This is a genomic window from Pseudomonas frederiksbergensis, from assembly GCF_035751725.1.
Lineage (GTDB): Bacteria > Pseudomonadota > Gammaproteobacteria > Pseudomonadales > Pseudomonadaceae > Aquipseudomonas > Aquipseudomonas frederiksbergensis_A.
Genome location: NZ_CP142104.1, coordinates 2,183,813 through 2,202,022, shown reverse-complemented (window position 1 = coordinate 2,202,022; position 18,210 = coordinate 2,183,813). Strand labels below are relative to the sequence as shown.

At 60.6% G+C, this 18,210-nt stretch carries 14 protein-coding genes and 1 pseudogene; 10 read left to right on the top strand and 5 right to left on the bottom strand.

Annotated features, from left to right (window positions below; all coding sequences use genetic code 11):
- Window positions 1-155 precede the first annotated feature (155 nt).
- Together clpA and clpS are read right to left on the bottom strand one after the other, a co-directional pair.
- A complete protein-coding gene (gene clpA, locus VQ575_RS09860; RefSeq protein WP_039592884.1) occupies window positions 156-2,426 on the bottom strand; it encodes an ATP-dependent Clp protease ATP-binding subunit ClpA in 2,271 nt (756 codons plus the stop codon).
- A 28-nt stretch (window positions 2,427-2,454) separates the two neighbouring features.
- Complete coding sequence (gene clpS, locus VQ575_RS09855) at window positions 2,455-2,817, bottom strand: ATP-dependent Clp protease adapter ClpS (protein ID WP_030141336.1); 363 nt, start codon at window positions 2,815-2,817, stop codon at window positions 2,455-2,457.
- A gap of 226 nt (window positions 2,818-3,043) precedes the next feature.
- Between clpS and cspD the strand changes: the two genes are divergently transcribed.
- Window positions 3,044-3,352, top strand: coding sequence for a cold shock domain-containing protein CspD (gene cspD / locus VQ575_RS09850; RefSeq protein ID WP_045155754.1), 309 nt, complete (start codon window positions 3,044-3,046; stop codon window positions 3,350-3,352).
- A gap of 73 nt (window positions 3,353-3,425) precedes the next feature.
- Here the strand turns inward: cspD and icd are convergent, their stop codons facing one another.
- The gene (gene icd / locus VQ575_RS09845) at window positions 3,426-4,682 is read right to left on the bottom strand and encodes an NADP-dependent isocitrate dehydrogenase (RefSeq protein ID WP_030141334.1); all 1,257 of its coding nucleotides are present in this window, start codon (window positions 4,680-4,682) and stop codon (window positions 3,426-3,428) included.
- 481 nt (window positions 4,683-5,163) lie between these two features.
- Between icd and VQ575_RS09840 the strand changes: the two genes are divergently transcribed.
- The 9 genes from VQ575_RS09840 (at window position 5,164) to aceA (ending at window position 16,112) form a co-directional block, all read left to right on the top strand.
- Entirely contained in the window at window positions 5,164-7,389 is a 2,226-nt protein-coding gene (locus tag VQ575_RS09840) for an NADP-dependent isocitrate dehydrogenase (RefSeq protein ID WP_039592883.1), read from the top strand.
- A 585-nt stretch (window positions 7,390-7,974) separates the two neighbouring features.
- Window positions 7,975-8,421 carry an NUDIX hydrolase gene (locus VQ575_RS09835; RefSeq protein ID WP_039592882.1) on the top strand — a complete coding sequence of 149 codons (447 nt, stop codon included), beginning with the start codon at window positions 7,975-7,977 and terminating at the stop codon, window positions 8,419-8,421.
- A 59-nt stretch (window positions 8,422-8,480) separates the two neighbouring features.
- Window positions 8,481-9,605 carry a tRNA 2-thiouridine(34) synthase MnmA gene (gene mnmA / locus VQ575_RS09830; protein WP_045155661.1) on the top strand — a complete coding sequence of 375 codons (1,125 nt, stop codon included), beginning with the start codon at window positions 8,481-8,483 and terminating at the stop codon, window positions 9,603-9,605.
- Window positions 9,602-10,225 (top strand): high frequency lysogenization protein HflD, encoded by a 624-nt coding sequence (gene hflD / locus VQ575_RS09825; protein ID WP_039592880.1) that lies wholly within the window; start codon window positions 9,602-9,604, stop codon window positions 10,223-10,225. The genes mnmA and hflD overlap by 4 nt, the downstream gene beginning before the upstream one ends.
- Before the next feature lie 133 nt (window positions 10,226-10,358).
- A complete protein-coding gene (purB, locus tag VQ575_RS09820) occupies window positions 10,359-11,729 on the top strand; it encodes an adenylosuccinate lyase (RefSeq protein ID WP_039592879.1) in 1,371 nt (456 codons plus the stop codon).
- Window positions 11,730-11,813: 84 nt separating this feature from the next.
- A complete protein-coding gene (locus VQ575_RS09815) occupies window positions 11,814-12,980 on the top strand; it encodes a ribosomal protein uL16 3-hydroxylase (RefSeq protein ID WP_045155660.1) in 1,167 nt (388 codons plus the stop codon).
- Window positions 12,973-13,398, top strand: a complete 426-nt coding sequence (locus VQ575_RS09810; protein WP_039592877.1) for a GNAT family N-acetyltransferase — start codon at window positions 12,973-12,975, stop codon at window positions 13,396-13,398. The genes VQ575_RS09815 and VQ575_RS09810 overlap by 8 nt, the downstream gene beginning before the upstream one ends.
- Before the next feature lie 170 nt (window positions 13,399-13,568).
- Window positions 13,569-14,330 carry a secretin N-terminal domain-containing protein gene (locus VQ575_RS09805; RefSeq protein ID WP_039592876.1) on the top strand — a complete coding sequence of 254 codons (762 nt, stop codon included), beginning with the start codon at window positions 13,569-13,571 and terminating at the stop codon, window positions 14,328-14,330.
- A gap of 456 nt (window positions 14,331-14,786) precedes the next feature.
- Window positions 14,787-16,112, top strand: coding sequence for an isocitrate lyase (gene aceA, locus VQ575_RS09800; protein ID WP_018925513.1), 1,326 nt, complete (start codon window positions 14,787-14,789; stop codon window positions 16,110-16,112).
- 111 nt (window positions 16,113-16,223) lie between these two features.
- Here aceA and VQ575_RS27210 read toward each other — a convergent pair whose 3' ends face one another.
- Both VQ575_RS27210 and VQ575_RS27205 read right to left on the bottom strand, forming a co-directional pair.
- Window positions 16,224-16,928: a methyl-accepting chemotaxis protein gene (locus VQ575_RS27210; RefSeq protein WP_411829970.1), complete on the bottom strand. Its 705-nt coding sequence runs from the start codon at window positions 16,926-16,928 to the stop codon at window positions 16,224-16,226.
- 198 nt (window positions 16,929-17,126) lie between these two features.
- Window positions 17,127-18,011: pseudogene (locus tag VQ575_RS27205) on the bottom strand (methyl-accepting chemotaxis protein); the annotation flags it as partial.
- Window positions 18,012-18,210 lie beyond the last annotated feature (199 nt).

Below are 18,210 nucleotides of genomic sequence, written 5' to 3'. Positions count from 1 at the left end.
CAAGTCAATACAAAACGCCCGGCTCATGTCGGGCGTTTTTGTTTGCCTGGGATTTACCCCAAACCATCGGAAACACAAAGACCTCACAGGGGTTGAGTGAATCCAGAATAAAAAAAGGCGCCTTTCGGCGCCTTTTGCTTTGTTGCAACTAACAATCAAGCCATTTCGGCGGTGGTTTCGAAGTCGAAGGTCAGCTCGCCGTCCTTGATGTCGATGTGAACCACACCGCCATGTTCGGCCAGTTCGCCAAACAGGATCTCCTCGGCCAGCGGACGCTTGATCTTGTCCTGGATCAAGCGAGCCATCGGCCGGGCGCCCATCGTCACGTCGTAGCCACCTTCCGCCAGCCAGCTGCGCGCCGCATCGGTGACTTCCAGCAACACGCGCTTGTCTTCGAGCTGCGCCTGAAGTTCGGTAAGGAACTTGTCCACCACGCTCTTGATGACCTCATGGCTGAGGCGACCGAACTGGATAATGGTGTCCAGGCGGTTGCGGAACTCAGGCGTGAAGCTCTTCTTGATCACTTCCATCGCATCGGACGAGTGGTCCTGATGGGTGAAACCGATCGAAGCGCGCGCGGCCGTCTCGGCACCCGCGTTGGTGGTCATGATGATGATCACGTTGCGGAAGTCCGCCTTTCGCCCGTTGTTGTCGGTCAAGGTACCGTGGTCCATGACCTGCAGCAGCAGGTTGAAGACTTCCGGATGCGCCTTCTCGATTTCGTCGAGCAACAGCACACAGTGAGGTTGCTTGGTAATCGCCTCGGTCAGGAGCCCGCCCTGGTCGAAACCGACATATCCCGGAGGCGCACCGATCAGACGCGATACGGTGTGGCGCTCCATGTACTCGGACATGTCAAAGCGAACCAGCTCGATCCCCAGCGCCTTTGCCAACTGCCGCGCCGCCTCGGTCTTGCCGACACCGGTAGGCCCGGCAAACAGGAACGAACCGACCGGCTTGTCTGGCGACTTCAGCCCGGCGCGAGACAGCTTGATCGCGGTCGACAGCGAGTCGATGGCCGCGTCCTGGCCGAACACCGTCAGCTTCAGGTCGCGCTCCAGGTTACGCAGCAGTTCCTTGTCGGAGCTGGTGACGTGTTTTGGCGGAATCCGCGCGATTTTCGCGACGATGTCCTCGACTTGCGGCACCTCGATGCGCTTGACGCGATTTTCGATCGGCTGCAGGCGCTGGTAGGCACCCGCCTCGTCGATGACGTCGATGGCCTTGTCCGGCATGTGCCGATCATTGATGTAGCGCGACGCCAGCTCGGCAGCAGCGCGCAACGCTTCATCACTGTATTCGATGCTGTGGTGCAGCTCGAAACGTCCTTTCAGGCCGCGCAGGATACCAATGGTGTCTTCCACCGAGGGCTCCGACACGTCGACTTTCTGGAAACGCCGCGCCAGGGCACGGTCCTTCTCGAAGATGCCGCGGAACTCCTGGAACGTGGTCGAGCCAATGCAACGGATATCACCCGAGGACAGCAGCGGCTTGAGCAGGTTCGAGGCATCCATGACGCCACCGGACGCAGCACCCGCACCGATGATGGTGTGGATCTCGTCGATGAACAGGATCGCCTGCGGGCGCTTCTTCAGCTCGCCGAGCAGCGCCTTGAAGCGCTTCTCGAAGTCACCACGGTATTTGGTACCGGCCAGCAAGGCACCCAGGTCGAGGGAATACACCACGCTATTGGCCAGCAGGTCCGGCACCTGGTTGTCGACGATGCGCTTGGCCAGGCCTTCGGCGATGGCGGTCTTGCCCACCCCAGCCTCGCCCACCAGCAGTGGGTTGTTCTTGCGGCGCCGCGCGAGGATCTGTGCCACGCGCTCGACTTCCGCCTCGCGTCCGACCAGCGGGTCGATACGGCCCTGGCGGGCCAGTTCGTTCAGGTTGCTGGCATATGCGTCCAGCGGATTGCCTGATGAAGAAGACTCACCGCCCTCATCGTCCTGCATGTCCTGTTCACCTTCGGAATGATCGCCATGCCCAGGCACTTTCGAGATGCCATGGGCGATGTAGTTGACGACATCGATGCGCGCAACGCTCTGTTGCTTGAGCAGGAATACCGCCTGGCTTTCCTGCTCGCTGAAGATGGCCACCAGCACGTTGGCCCCGGTGACTTCGCGCTTGCCCGAGCTCTGCACGTGAAAGACAGCACGCTGCAGCACACGCTGGAAGCCCAGGGTCGGCTGGGTTTCGCGGTCCTCGTCGTGAACGGGGATCAACGGCGTGGTGGAGTCGATGAACTCCTGCAAATCGTGCTTGAGTTTGTCGAGGTTCGCGCCGCAGGCACGCAAAACGGTGGCGGCAGCCTCATTATCCAATAGGGCCAACAGCAGGTGCTCGACGGTCATGAATTCATGACGCTTCGAACGAGCCTCCTTGAAGGCAAGATTGAGGGTGACTTCGAGCTCGCGGTTTAACATGGTTCACCTCATACCCAAGTGGTCGGCGTTAACCGTCCTTCTCGATTTCACAGAGTAGCGGATGCTGGCTTTCCCGGGCGTACTGGTTGACCTGCATGGCCTTGGTCTCCGCGATGTCGCGGGTAAACACACCACATACTGCCCGTCCCTCTGTATGAACGGCCAGCATGACCTTGGTCGCCAGCTCACGATTCAGGTTGAAAAACACCTCGAGCACTTCGACGACGAAATCCATCGGTGTGTAGTCATCGTTGAACAAAACCACCTTGTACATCGGTGGAGCCTGTAAAGCGGGCTTTGATTCCTGAACAGCAATGCCCGCTGAATCGTCGTCATGTTGATCCGGGCGATCCTGATTGAATGTTAGTCGAATCTGGCTGATTGCATGCATGGAAAGAAAGGTTCGTTTAGTTGGCAAATACAGTGATGGGGCCGCTTGCGGGCGATTTCAACCGCTACCGCCCGATCACCTTGACTAACGGCGAATCGGTGTTACAACCAATAGAGCCCACCGTGGGTTAAAAAGGTCCGCGAAGTCAATCCGATTTCCATTTGATCGACAGCGGATGATCAGGATGATACTCCGTTGCCGGGGTGTGTTGCAGAGGGAAATTGGTATGTCAGGTACCACCAGTGCGCGAGTCAAGGGAAAGGTCAAATGGTTCAACAACGCCAAGGGCTACGGCTTCATTATCCAAGACGGGAACGACGAGGATCTCTTCGCTCATTTCTCTGCCATTCAGATGGACGGTTATAAAACCCTGAAGGCAGGCCAGCCGGTGACGTTCTGCATGGTACAGGGGCCAAAGGGTACGCATGCCGTTGGAATCTGCCCGGTCGCCGTCGAAGCCGAGGGGACTGCGTGCAGCGAAATGCCAGAGCCCACCAAGGTCCGCCTCAAGCCGCGGGTCACCGAAGATCACTAGATTACCCGCCCACACGATAAAAAATGCCCGGTTTCGATCACTCGAACCGGGCATTCTCGTTTCCAGGCTTCGCTTACATGTGCGAAATCAGCGCATCGCCGAAGCCGGAAGACGACACCAGCTTGGCACCGTCCATCAGGCGCTCGAAGTCATAGGTCACGGTCTTGGCCGAAATCGCGCCGTTGGTGCCCTTGATGATCAGGTCGGCCGCTTCGGTCCACCCCATGTGGCGCAGCATCATTTCTGCCGACAGGATCAGCGACCCCGGGTTGACCTGGTCCTTGCCCGCGTACTTGGGCGCGGTGCCGTGGGTAGCTTCGAACATCGCCACGGTGTCGGACAGGTTGGCGCCCGGCGCGATGCCGATACCGCCCACTTCCGCCGCCAGGGCATCGGAAAGGTAGTCGCCGTTGAGGTTGAGGGTCGCGATCACGTCATATTCCGCCGGACGCAGCAGGATCTGCTGGAGCATGGCGTCGGCAATGGCGTCCTTGACCACGACATTCTTGCCGGTCTTCGGATTCTTGAACTGCATCCACGGCCCGCCGTCGAGCAGGGTCGCGCCGAACTCTTCGGCCGCCACTTCGTAAGCCCATTCCTTGAAGGCACCTTCGGTGAACTTCATGATGTTGCCTTTGTGCACGATGGTCAGCGAATCGCGGTCATTGTCGACAACATACTGCAAAGCCTTGCGCGCCAGGCGCTTGGTGCCCTGCTTGGAAACCGGCTTCACACCGATGCCGCAGTCCTCGTCGAAGCGGATCTTGGTGACGCCCATTTCTTCTTTGAGGAACTTGATGACCTTGGTGGCCTCGGCCGAACCGGCCTTCCACTCGATGCCGGCATAGATGTCTTCGGAGTTTTCACGAAAGATCGTCATGTCCACGTCGCCCGGCTTCTTGACAGGACTTGGCACACCTTCGAACCAGCGCACCGGGCGCAGGCAGACATAGAGGTCGAGCTGCTGGCGCAGCGCTACGTTCAGCGAGCGGATACCGCCACCGACCGGCGTGGTCAGCGGGCCTTTGATGGAAACCACGTAGTCCTTGACCGCGTCCAGGGTTTCCTGGGGTAGCCAGGTGTCCTGGTCGTAGACCTGGGTCGCTTTTTCGCCTGCATAGACTTCCATCCAGGAAATCTTGCGCTTGCCGCCGTAGGCCTTCTCGACTGCCGCGTCCACCACCTTGATCATGACCGGACTGATATCAACGCCAATGCCGTCGCCTTCAATGAAGGGGATGATCGGGTTGTCGGGAACATTAAGAGAATGGTCTGCATTGACGGTGATTTTGTCACCGACGGCCGGAACCTGAATCTTTTGATACCCCATGCTGAACTCCATTGCTTGGATTGAACATCTGGCTGCGTTCGAGCGTACCCCAGTTGTATCGGCACGCAAACCCTACGTTCGGCCCATCCCGGGCAAATTAATCAAGTTCGCCCCGTACAAGCCTGAAAACCAAGGGAAAAGCGCCAAAATCCAGCATAGTCCAACGCCACGGCATGCGACGTTTAGACCAATGGACGTGTACGGAAGTCTATGAACCGTCGGCAGATCGCCAGCTACCTATGTATAATGCCGCCGCTGACCACAGGGTCACGACGGCTGACGGCTCTATCACGAGACTTTCCGCCATTTTGAAAGCCGGACCGTTACCGCGGCCCGACCGCTTGACGCTCGACTGATGCACCCAACATCACCGCGAAGAAACCTCGACATTCGGCTCACGGATGACTTTGAACGAACGCGCTTACCCGGCGCCCCTCGAGTTTCTGCGCATGCTTTAGCAAAGAAGAGAGTTAATCCGAATATGCCCACCCGCTCGAAGATCATCTATACCTTCACCGACGAAGCGCCTGCCCTCGCCACCTATTCGCTGCTGCCGATCGTCGAAGCCTTCACCGCTTCGGCCGATATCGCCGTGGAAACCCGCGATATCTCCCTCGCAGGGCGCATCCTGGCCAGCTTCCCCGAGCAACTGGGCGACAAAGCCGTAGCCGACCACCTCGCCGAACTGGGCGACCTGGCCGTCACGCCTGAAGCCAACATCATCAAACTGCCGAACATCAGCGCCTCGGTGCCGCAACTGCAGGCCGCGATCAAGGAATTGCAGGCCCAGGGCTACGCACTGCCGGACTACCCGGAAACCGTGACCACCGACGCCGAGAAAGACGCTCGCGCTCGTTACGACAAGGTCAAGGGCAGCGCCGTGAACCCGGTCCTGCGCGAAGGCAACTCCGACCGCCGCGCGCCGCTGTCGGTCAAGAACTACGCTCGCAAGCACCCGCACAAGATGGGCGCCTGGGCTGCCGACTCCAAATCCCACGTGGCGCACATGAGTGCCGGCGATTTCTACGGCAGCGAAAAAGCCGCCCTGATCGACGCCGCGGGCAGCGTGAAGATCGAGCTGATCGCCAAGGACGGCACTGCCACCGTCCTGAAGGAAAAAACCACCGTGCAAGCCGGTGAGATCCTCGATTGCGCCGTGATGAGCAAGAATGCCCTGCGCAACTTCATCGCCGCCGAGATCGAAGACGCCAAGCAAAAAGGCGTCCTGCTGTCGGTCCACCTGAAAGCCACCATGATGAAGGTCTCCGACCCGATCATGTTCGGCCAGATCGTCGCCGAGTACTACAAGGACGCGCTGGCCAAGCACGCCGAAGTGCTGGAGCAGATCGGCTTCAACCTGAACAACGGCATCGGCGACCTGTACGCCCGCATCAAGGCCCTGCCGGCCGAGCAGCAGGCGCAGATCGAAGCCGACATCCAGGCGGTCTACGCCATTCGTCCAGCGTTGGCGATGGTCAACTCCGACAAGGGCATCACCAACCTGCACGTGCCGAGCGACGTCATTGTCGACGCCTCGATGCCGGCCATGATCCGTGACTCCGGCAAGATGTGGGGCACCGACGGCCAGCTGCACGACACCAAGGCCGTGATCCCGGATCGCTGCTACGCGACCATCTACCAGGCGGTGATCGAAGACTGCAAGCAACACGGCGCCTTCGACCCAACCACCATGGGCAGCGTGCCGAACGTTGGCCTGATGGCCAAGAAAGCCGAAGAGTACGGTTCCCACGACAAGACCTTCCAGATCAAGGCTGACGGTGTGGTCCGTGTTTCGGACAACAATGGTCAAACCCTGCTGGAGCAAACTGTCGAGGCTGGCGATATCTTCCGCATGTGCCAGACCAAGGACGCGCCGATCCAGGATTGGGTCAAGCTGGCCGTCAACCGCGCCCGCGCCAGCAGCACCCCGGCGATCTTCTGGCTCGACCCGATGCGTGCCCACGACGGCGTGATGATCGAAAAGGTCCAGGCCTACCTGAAGGACCACGACACTTCCGGCCTGGATATCCGCATCATGTCGCCGGTCGACGCGATGAAGTTCACCCTCACCCGCACCCGCGAAGGCAAGGACACCATCTCGGTGACCGGCAACGTGCTGCGCGACTACCTGACCGACCTGTTCCCGATCATGGAACTGGGCACCAGCGCCAAGATGCTGTCGATCGTACCGCTGATGAATGGCGGCGGCCTGTTCGAAACCGGCGCCGGCGGCTCGGCACCCAAGCATGTGCAGCAACTGCTGGAAGAGAACTTCCTGCGCTGGGATTCCCTGGGCGAGTTCCTGGCCCTGGCCGCGTCCCTGGAACACCTGGGCGTGACCTACAACAATCCTAAGGCGCTGGTGCTGGCCAAGACCCTCGACCAGGCCACTGGCGAGTTCCTGGACCGCAACAAGTCGCCTTCGCGCAAGGTCGGCGGCATCGACAACCGCGGCAGCCACTTCTACCTGACCCTGTTCTGGGCCCAGGCACTAGCCGCCCAGGACGACGACGCAGCCCTCAAGGCCCAGTTCACCACCCTGGCCAAGACCTTGACCGACAACGAAGAAAAAATCGTTGCCGAGCTCAACGCCGTGCAAGGCAAGCCCGTGGACATCGGCGGTTACTACTTCGCCAACCCCGAGCTGACCAGCAAGGCCATGCGCCCGAGCACCACCTTCAACGCGGCGATTGCTGCGCTGGTGTAAGGTTGTAAGGAAGCACCACGAACCCCGGCCTTGTGCCGGGGTTTGTGTTTCTGGCACTTACACCATTCACCAACCAGAACCCACACCTGTGTGCGAGCTTGCTCGCGATTGCAATTCATCATTCAATTCAAATATTGACTGACCCACCGCTATCGCGAGCAAGCTTTGCTCCCACAAATCTGACAGATGTATGACCGGGAGAACCAGGTCGGCTATCAGGCCGCCTCGCTTTTGATTTTGATCTCGGGCGCCCCGTTAACCACGATGGCCGAACGAAGGTGTTGCGCAGTGGGCACCTCGGCATGAATGCCGAGGTAGCCGCGCTGGGCCATGGATGGCCCCTCGCGGCGGCCCACGGAGCAATGCCTTCGTTCGGGCATGCCGAGCCTAGGCGAGGCACCGAGTGGTGGGGCAAAGCCTTTTTGGTTACTTTTTTGGCGTCTGAAAAAAGTGACCCGCTGTAAGAGCGGAACCATAAGCCGCCGTTACCGCAGCAATGGATATGTACTCGATCAAGACCAGCGACCAGTCCATCATCGCGAACAACCCCTACAGCAGCCAACATCCGAGAAATAAAGGAGCCTTATGAACTGGCACCCCCACATCACCGTCGCCACCATCGTCGAAAACCATGGCCGCTTCCTGATGGTGGAAGAATCCAAAGGCGGACGCGCGGTGCTCAACCAGCCCGCCGGCCACCTGGACCCCAACGAAACCCTCATCGAAGCCGCCATACGCGAAACCCTCGAAGAAACCGGCTGGGACGTAGAACCCACCAGCGTCATCGGCATCTATCTCTACACCGCCCCGAGCAACGGCGTGACCTACCAGCGGGTCTGTTTCGCCGCCAAGCCCTTGAAACATAACCCCGACTACCAACTGGACGACGGCATCCTTGGCGCCAAATGGCTGACCCGCGCCGAACTGCTCGAGCAGCGCGAACACTGGCGCAGCGAGCTGATCATCCGCTGCATCGACGATTACCTGGCCGGCCATCGCCACAGCCTGGCGCTTATCCGCCCTTCTCTTTAGCCTTGCGCGCCCGGGCCTGATAGAATCGCGTCCTTTTTCAAGACACTCATTGAACTCCTATGCGTGATCCAGCCTCTTCGAGCACCCCAAAACAGCGCGTCATCGTCGGCATGTCCGGCGGCGTGGACTCTTCCGTTTCCGCCCTTCTGCTGATCGAGCAGGGTTATGAGGTGGAAGGCCTGTTCATGAAGAACTGGGAAGAAGACGACGGCACCGAATACTGCACCGCCATGGATGACCTGGCGGACGCCCAGGCCGTATGCGACAAGATCGGCATCAAGCTGCACACTGCCAACTTCGCCGCCGAGTACTGGGACAACGTGTTCGAGCACTTCCTGGCCGAATACAAGGCCGGCCGCACGCCGAACCCGGACATCCTCTGCAACCGCGAAATCAAGTTCAAGGCGTTCCTCGACTACGCCATGATGCTCGGCGCCGACCTGATCGCCACCGGCCACTACGTGCGCCGCCGCGACATCGATGGCCGCACCGAACTGCTCAAGGGCCTGGATCCGAACAAGGACCAGAGTTATTTCCTGCATGCCGTCGGCGGCGAGCAGATCGCCAAGACCCTGTTCCCGGTCGGCGAACTGGAAAAGCCTGAAGTGCGCGCGATTGCCGAGAAACACCAGCTCGCCACCGCCAAGAAGAAGGACTCCACCGGAATCTGCTTCATTGGCGAGCGCCGTTTCAGCGATTTCCTCAAGCAATACCTGCCGGCCCAGCCGGGCGAGATCAAGACGACCGAAGGCGAGGTCATCGGCCGCCACCATGGCCTGATGTACCACACCATCGGCCAACGCCAGGGCCTGGGCATCGGCGGGCTCAAAGACGCCGGCGAAGAGCCTTGGTACGTACTGGTCAAGGACCTGGAGCACAACGAACTGATCGTCGGCCAGGGCAACGACCATCCCTGGCTGTTCTCCGGCGCCCTGCTCGCCTCCGACATCTATTGGGTCAACCCGATCGACCTCAGCGAACCGCGCCGCCTCACGGCCAAGGTTCGCTATCGCCAGAGCGACCAGCCCTGCACGCTGGAGAAAACCGCCAGCGGTTATCGGGCCACGTTCGATGATCCGCAGCGAGCGGTCACACCCGGCCAATCCGTGGTGTTCTATGACGGCGAAATCTGCCTGGGCGGCGGCGTGATCGAAGTCGCCGAGCCATGGAGCAGCAAGGCATGACGCCGATTCAGGAGCAACTGACGGCGCTGGGCGGCGTATTCCTCGCCGCCGTGCTGGTGGACCGGATCGCCAAGACCGGCCAGGCCACCGAAGCCGGCCTGGGCTGCATGCTCGGCAGCCTGCTGGTGCGCGATCCCAAGGACACGCTGGAGGTCTACGGTGGCGACGACCTGAACCTGCGCGAGGGCTATCGCGCCCTGATCGGCGCCCTGGAGCGCGACCCCAGCGCCCTGCAACGCGAACCACTGCGCTACGCCCTGTCGATGCTGGGCCTGGAGCGCCAATTGGCCAAGCGCGACGATTTGCTGGAAACCATCGGCAATCGCCTGCCGCAGATCCAGTCCCAGGTCGAGCACTTCGGTCCATCCCACGAAAACGTGATTGCCGCGTGCGGTGCGCTGTACCAGGACACCCTGAGCACCCTGCGCCAGCGCATCCAGGTGCATGGCGACATGCGCAACCTGCAGCAACCGAGCAATGCCTCGAAGATCCGCGCCCTGCTCCTGGCAGGGATCCGCTCGGCACGGCTGTGGCGACAGCTGGGCGGCCATCGCTGGCAACTGGTGATCAGCCGACGCAAATTATTGAAAGAGCTTTACCCGCTGATGCGCAACGAATGAATCCGCTCGCCAGAGGCAATAAACAGTTTTAACTTGTTACGCGTAACACGCCGGTCAGTTGGCGACGGACCGGCGCTGGTTTTCATGTATGATACGCGCCCCATTTCGTTGCCCGACTGTCCGAGAACACCCCATGCAGCTCTCTTCGCTCACTGCGGTTTCCCCTGTAGACGGCCGCTACGCCGGCAAAACCCAGGCCCTGCGCCCGATTTTCAGCGAGTACGGCCTGATCCGTGCCCGCGTCCTGGTTGAAGTGCGCTGGCTCCAGCGCCTGGCCGCCCACCCTGGTATTGGTGAAGTCCCGGCTTTTTCCGCCGAAGCCAACGCGGTACTCAACGCCCTCGCTGAAAACTTCGCGCTGGAGCACGCCGAGCGCGTCAAAGAGATCGAGCGCACCACCAACCACGACGTCAAGGCCATCGAATACCTGCTCAAGGAGCAAGCGGCCAAGCTGCCGGAGTTGGCCAACGTCAGCGAGTTCATCCACTTCGCCTGCACCAGCGAGGACATCAACAACCTGTCCCACGCCCTGATGCTGCGCGAAGGCCGCGATGAGGTGATGCTGCCCCTGATGCGCCAGACTGCCCAGGCTATCCGCGAGCTGGCGATCCGCTTCGCCGACGTGCCGATGCTGTCGCGCACCCATGGTCAACCGGCTTCGCCGACCACCCTGGGCAAGGAGCTGGCGAACGTTGTCTACCGCCTGGAGCGCCAGATCGCCCAGGTGGCCGCCGTGCCGCTGCTGGGCAAGATCAACGGCGCCGTGGGCAACTACAATGCCCACCTGTCGGCCTACCCGGACATCGACTGGGAAGCCAACGCCCGCGCCTTCATCGAAGACGAACTGGGCCTGAGCTTCAACCCGTACACCACCCAGATCGAACCGCACGACTACATCGCCGAGCTGTTCGACGCGATCGCACGCTTCAACACCATCCTGATCGACTTCGACCGTGACATCTGGGGCTACATTTCCCTGGGTTACTTCAAGCAGCGCACCATCGCCGGCGAAATCGGATCCTCGACCATGCCGCACAAGGTCAACCCGATCGACTTCGAAAACTCCGAAGGCAACCTGGGCATCGCCAACGCGCTGTTCCAGCACCTGGCGAGCAAGCTGCCGATTTCCCGCTGGCAGCGCGACCTGACCGACTCTACCGTGCTGCGCAACCTGGGCGTAGGTTTCGCCCACAGCGTCATCGCCTACGAGGCCAGCCTCAAGGGCATCAGCAAGCTGGAGCTCAACGAGCAAAAGATCGCCGCCGACCTGGACGCTTGCTGGGAAGTCCTGGCCGAGCCGATCCAGACCGTGATGCGTCGCTACAACATCGAAAACCCGTACGAGAAGCTGAAAGAGCTGACCCGTGGCAAGGGCATCAGTCCTGAAGCGCTGCAGACTTTCATCGATGGCCTGGACATGCCTGCCGAGGCCAAGACCGAGTTGAAGAAGCTGACCCCGGCCAGCTACATCGGCAACGCGGCGGCACAAGCCAAGCGCATCTGATCCATCGCTCCACCTTTGAGACGCCCGGCCGCGCCGGGCGTTTTTATTCGCGGCTGAAAAGTATATTTTTTCAATAGGTTACACATGAATCCTGACATTCCACTGCAACTCCTGGGCGGCATCACGGCACGGGAGTTCCTGCGCGACTACTGGCAGAAGAAACCGCTGCTGATCCGCCAGGCCATTCCTGACTTCGAAAGCCCGATCGATGCCGACGAACTGGCTGGCCTTGCGCTGGAAGAAGAAGTCGAATCGCGCCTGGTGATCGAGCACGGCGAGCGACCTTGGGAATTGCGTCGCGGCCCATTCGCCGAAGACGAATTCAGCAAGCTGCCGGAGCGCGAGTGGACCTTGCTGGTGCAGGCTGTCGACCAGTTTGTCCCCGAAGTCAGCGAGTTGCTGGAGCATTTCCGCTTCCTGCCGAGCTGGCGCATCGACGACGTGATGATCAGCTTCGCCGCCCCTGGTGGTGGCGTGGGCCCGCATTTCGACAACTACGACGTCTTCCTGCTGCAAGGCCATGGTAAGCGCAACTGGAAGATCGGCCAGATGTGCGACTCCGAGAGCCCGCTGCTGCCCCACGCGGACCTGCGTATCCTTGCCGATTTCGAAGCCACCGACGAGTGGACCCTGGAACCCGGCGACATGCTCTACCTGCCGCCGCGCCTGGCTCACTGCGGCGTCGCCGTGGATGACTGCATGACCTACTCGGTCGGCTTCCGCGCGCCGAGTGCCGCCGAAGTCCTGACTCATTTCACCGACTTCCTCAGCCAGTTCCTGCCGGACGAAGAGCGTTACACTGACGCCGATGCACGCCCCGTGGCTGACCCGCATCAGATCCAGCACGACGCGCTGGACCGCCTCAAGGGCCTGTTGGCCGAGCACATGAGCGACGAGCGTTTGCTGCTGACCTGGTTCGGCCAGTTCATGACTGAGCCACGCTACCCGGAACTGGTGGTGGGCCCTGAACTGGAGGAAGACGACTTGCTCGCCGGCCTGGAACAGGGCGCGGTAATCATCCGCAACCCGAGCGCACGCCTGGCTTGGTCGGAAGTCGATGACGACCTGCTGCTGTTCGCCAGCGGCCAGAGCCGTTACCTGCCGGGCAAGCTGCGAGAGCTGTTGAAGATGATTTGCGCCGCCGACGCGCTGCACATCGAAAACCTTGGCCCATGGCTGGCCGATGAAGAGGGCCGCGGCCTCATCCATGAGTTGGTCAAGCAAGGCAGCCTGGGGTTCGCCGATGAATAAAATTCACGTTCGTGTCGCAGACTGGCAAAAGGATAACGCCGAGATCCGGCGCATTCGTGAAGCGGTGTTCATCGCCGAGCAATCCGTACCTCCCGAGCTGGAGTGGGATTCGGATGACCAGGACGCCGTGCATTTCCTGGCCTTCGAAGGGGACTTTCCCATCGGCACCGCCCGCTTGTTGGCTGACGGCCATATCGGCCGCGTCTCGGTCCTCAAGGACTGGCGCGGCCTGAAGGTCGGCGATGCCTTGATGCATGCACTCATCGCCGAGGCCGAGAAACGCGGGCTCAAGCAACAGATGCTCAGCGCCCAGGTGCACGCCACGCCGTTCTACGAGCGACTGGGGTTCGCGGTGGTCAGCGAGGAATTCCTCGAAGCCGGCATTCCTCATGTGGACATGGTGCGGCGCTCGGCCTGAGCCCCGCAGCAAGCAGCACCACAATTCCCTCGCCACAAAAGCATCCTGCAACGCCCAAAACGCCCCGCCATCCACCGATGCCGGGGCGTTTTGCCGTCTACCATTCAACTTGCCCCACCCGAGGCCGACAAACTGGCAATATCAGGCCTTTGTCTCACGGAGAAATGGACATGCTCGCACGCACCCTGCTGACCTTCCTGCTGCTTGGTAGCAGCCTGTCAGCCATGGCCGACACACAAATCGTGCCGCTGAACTACCGCACCAGCGCGGACTTGCTGCCGGTGGCACAGAACTTCATCGGCAAGGACGGCCAGGTCAGCGCCTACGGCAACCAACTGATCGTGAACGCCGAACCAGGCAAGATCGAAGAACTCCGGCAATTCCTGGCTCAGCTGGACACCGCTCCCAAGCGCTTGCTGATCACTGTCGACACCAATGAAAACAACCTGCAGGGCGACCAGGGCTACTCGATCAACGGTGCCGCGCCCAGCCAGACTCGCATCATCAACCGCAGCACCGCCAGCCGTGACGGTGGCGTGCAGCAGGTGCAGGCCAGCGAAGGCCAGCCGGCGCTGATCCAGGTCGGCCAGAGCGTGCCGTTCACCAGCAACCAGACCGACAGCTACGGGCGCATGCAAAGCCAGACCGAATACCGCAACGTCACGCAGGGCTTCTACGTCACCGCCAGCGTCACCGGCGAGACCGTTCATCTGAGCATCAGTACCAACCGTGACCGCATGAGCCAGGAACGTCCCGATGTAGTGAACGTGCAAAGTACCGACACAACCGTCAGCGGACGCCTGGGAGAATGGATCACCCTGGCCGGGGTGAATCGCCAGACTCAAGCCGATAAACAGGGCCTGACCCGCAGCTACTCGACCCAGGGCCGGGATGACATGATTCTGCGGGTGAAGGTCGACACCTTGAACTGAAGCACCAGAAACTGACTGATGAGTCGTATTAGACCAAAGATGTAGTGCTTTAAAAAAAGCACTACAAAACGTTTGACGAGCCAAAAAACCGAAGGCATGATGGCCTCGCTCCCGCTAATCAGGGGCCCTGGCAAGGGCCTTCGGGTCGATGCTTGCAACCACCCTGCGAGCCGATTCGTGTCTGTACCGCCCACAAGGTGTGTTTGACGAGGTTGCGACTGGAACGAAGTTGTCCCGAGGGACGGAAGCGTAACTAGGTAACCCGGCATCACTCTGAGTTCGTATGAAGGCCCACGACGCCCGAATGCGCCCGCAGTTCGCCTCTACCTGCTCACTTTCCCCTCGAGCCCATCGTTCATCCCGTCGCCTCCCCGCCTGAACCGACTTGTATGCCACCCCCCGGTCGGCAGGAGCAGGAATTTTCCACCCCAGACCTATGCGACGAGGTTTATCTCCATGGCACTGACACGCGAACAGCAAATTGCAGCCCTTGAAAAAGACTGGGCTGAAAACCCGCGCTGGAAAGGCGTGAAGCGCAATTACTCCGCTGCTGACGTCGTCCGTCTGCGTGGTTCGGTTCAACCTGAGCACACCTTTGCGAAAATGGGCGCAGAGAAGCTGTGGAACCTGGTCACCCAGGGCGCCAAGCCATCCTTCCGTCCCGAGAAAGACTTCGTCAACTGCATGGGCGCCCTGACTGGCGGCCAGGCCGTACAACAAGTCAAGGCCGGCATCCAGGCCATCTACCTGTCGGGCTGGCAAGTGGCTGCGGACAACAACTCCGCCGAGTCGATGTACCCCGACCAGTCGCTGTACCCGGTGGATTCCGTTCCAACCGTGGTCAAGCGCATCAACAACTCGTTCCGCCGCGCCGACCAGATCCAGTGGAAAGCCGGCAAGAACCCGGGCGACGAAGGCTACATCGACTACTTCGCTCCGATCGTGGCTGACGCCGAAGCCGGTTTCGGCGGCGTGTTGAACGCCTACGAGCTGATGAAGAGCATGATCGAGGCAGGCGCCGCCGGCGTTCACTTCGAAGACCAACTGGCCTCGGTGAAAAAATGCGGCCACATGGGCGGCAAGGTACTGGTTCCGACCCAGGAAGCCGTACAGAAGCTGACCGCTGCCCGCCTGGCGGCCGACGTTGCCGGCGTACCGACCATCATCCTGGCCCGTACCGACGCCAACGCCGCCGACCTGCTGACCTCGGACTGCGACCCGTATGACCAGCCGTTCGTCACCGGCACTCGCACCCAGGAAGGCTTCTACAAAGTGCGCGCCGGCCTCGACCAGGCCATCGCCCGCGGCCTGGCCTACGCGCCGTACGCCGACCTGATCTGGTGCGAAACCGCCAAGCCGGACCTGGACGAAGCCCGTCGTTTCGCCGAAGCGATCAAGAAGGAATACCCGGACCAACTGCTGTCGTACAACTGCTCGCCTTCCTTCAACTGGAAGAAAAACCTGGACGACGCGACCATCGCCAAGTTCCAGCGCGAACTGTCCGCCATGGGCTACAAGCACCAGTTCATCACCCTGGCCGGCATCCACAACATGTGGCACAGCATGTTCAACCTGGCGCACGACTACGCCCGCAACGACATGACCGCCTACGTGAAGCTGCAAGAGCAGGAATTCGCTGACGCCGCCAAAGGCTACACCTTCGTGGCCCACCAGCAGGAAGTGGGCACCGGCTACTTCGACGACATGACCACCGTGATCCAGGGCGGCACCTCGTCCGTGACTGCGCTGACCGGTTCGACCGAAGAAGAACAGTTCCACTGATCACAAAAACAAACGGCCCTTGCGGACCGAATAAAAGCTAACCGCAAAGCCGACGATCTGAAGCCCCGACTGGTTCGGGGCTTTTTTTTGCCGGCTTCCCCGGCTCGCTTCTCAAACCTTGAAATGACTGACCAACTGCTGCAGCTGGTTACCCAGGCGCGCCAGTTCGACGCTGGAGGCTGCGGTTTCTTCGCTGGCTGAGGCGGTCTGCTCGGAAACATCGCGTACGCTCAGGATACTGCGGCTGATTTCCTCGGCCACCGAGCTTTGTTGCACCGCGGCGGCGGCGATCTGTTGATTCATGATCTGAATGCCGGACACCGCCTGGTTGATGTTACCCAGGGATGCACCTGCCCTGCTGGCCAACTCCACGCTGCTGTCGGTCAGTTCGCGGCTGTTTCGCATCATGCTCGATACCTGGCGCGTGCCGTTCTGCAATCCCGCCACCAGGCTTTCAATTTCCTCGGTGGAATGTTGGGTACGCTGGGCCAGCCCCCGGACTTCATCGGCGACCACGGCAAAACCGCGTCCGGCGTCACCCGCCCGGGCGGCCTCGATGGCGGCGTTAAGGGCCAGCAAGTTGGTCTGTTCAGCCACCGCCCTGATCACATCCATGATCGTGCCAATGCGCCCGCTTTCTTGCTCCAGCTCGCTCATGGCTTCGACTGAGCGACCGACCTCGCTGGCCAAGCGCTCGATTTGAACGATGGCTTGCGCGACCACTTCGTCACCAATACGTGCTTGCGCATCGGCCTCTGATGCGGCTGCGCGAGCTTGTTCGGCATTACGCGCGACCTCATGCACCGTGACCGACATTTCGTGCATGGCGGTCGCCACCTGATCGGTTTCGGTCTTCTGGCTGTTAACGCCGGCGCTGGTCTGCTCGGTGACAGCCGATAATTCTTCGGCGGCACTGGCGATTTGCGTAACGCCATCGCGAATGCCCTCGATCAAGTCGCGCAGGGTGGCGCCCATGCGCTGGATACCCTGCTGCAAGATCCCCAGTTCATCCTTGCGGGTCACGATCATATGTTGGGTGAGGTCGCCTGCCGCAATGCGGTCGACCACCGCCAACGTGTCACGCAACGGCCGGGTAATCTGGCGGGTAATGATCAGGGCGGCAAGAATCCCCAACAACATCGCCAAGGCAGCACAGCTCAACTGCAGGACGCGAGCCTGGGCGCTGTCTTCGTCCCGAGAGACCAATTGGCTGGCATACATTTCGTCAGACAGACCGGTGATGGTTTCACCCAGATCGACCGTATCCTGCACGGCCTTGCCAATGGCCTGATTACTGGCAGTGAAGTCCTGCACCGAACGGCGATAGGCAACCAGCGCGGCTTCCAGTTGCTTGAAGGTATCGGCGTAGGCCGGACCGAATGCGCTATTGAGGGTTTCGATGCCCTTGAGTGCATTTTCGAGCTGGCGATTGGCGGCCTGCTCGGTGACGCTGTTGGGGTTGCCGGTATAGCCACGCACTTCGTAACGCACCAGCGCCACATCCTCTTTTGCCTTGAGGATGATCCTGTACAACTCAAAGCGGCGCTCATCCGAGGCAGGCATTGCTTCGACGTCATTGATGACTTTGGCAATCAGCGCAGCGCCCTTGACCGCATTGACGCCCATCTCCTTGCGCATGGCTGCGTCATTGCGATAAGCCTCGCGCATCGTATCCAGGGCCACTTGATAGCGCGTGCTGGCCTGCTCGATCAGCGCCAGTTTTTGCAGGTTTTCAGGCTTTTTCAACTCGCTTGCGAGGCTTTTCTGCTTGGCAACAAACTGCTCCAGCGACGCCTGGATTGCTGCACCCTTCTGTTCATCGCCCCTGTCCAGTTGGTATTGCAAGCGAGCCCTGCGCAGGTGATCAAGACGGTTACCGAGCTCGGTAATGCTGGTCATTCGATCAGTACGCTCGATCATTTTCCCCAGGCTGAACCAGCCGGTCGCAGCGAGAATGGCGGTCAGAAGCAGCACAACGGCAAAGCCCAAAGCCAGCTTGAGCATGACGCTCATATTCGCGATCCAAGAGTTCATGACAGTCCTTACGATAATCAGCCGCGATCATTCAGGACTGGCGCGGCTATCTGAGAAGGGGGCT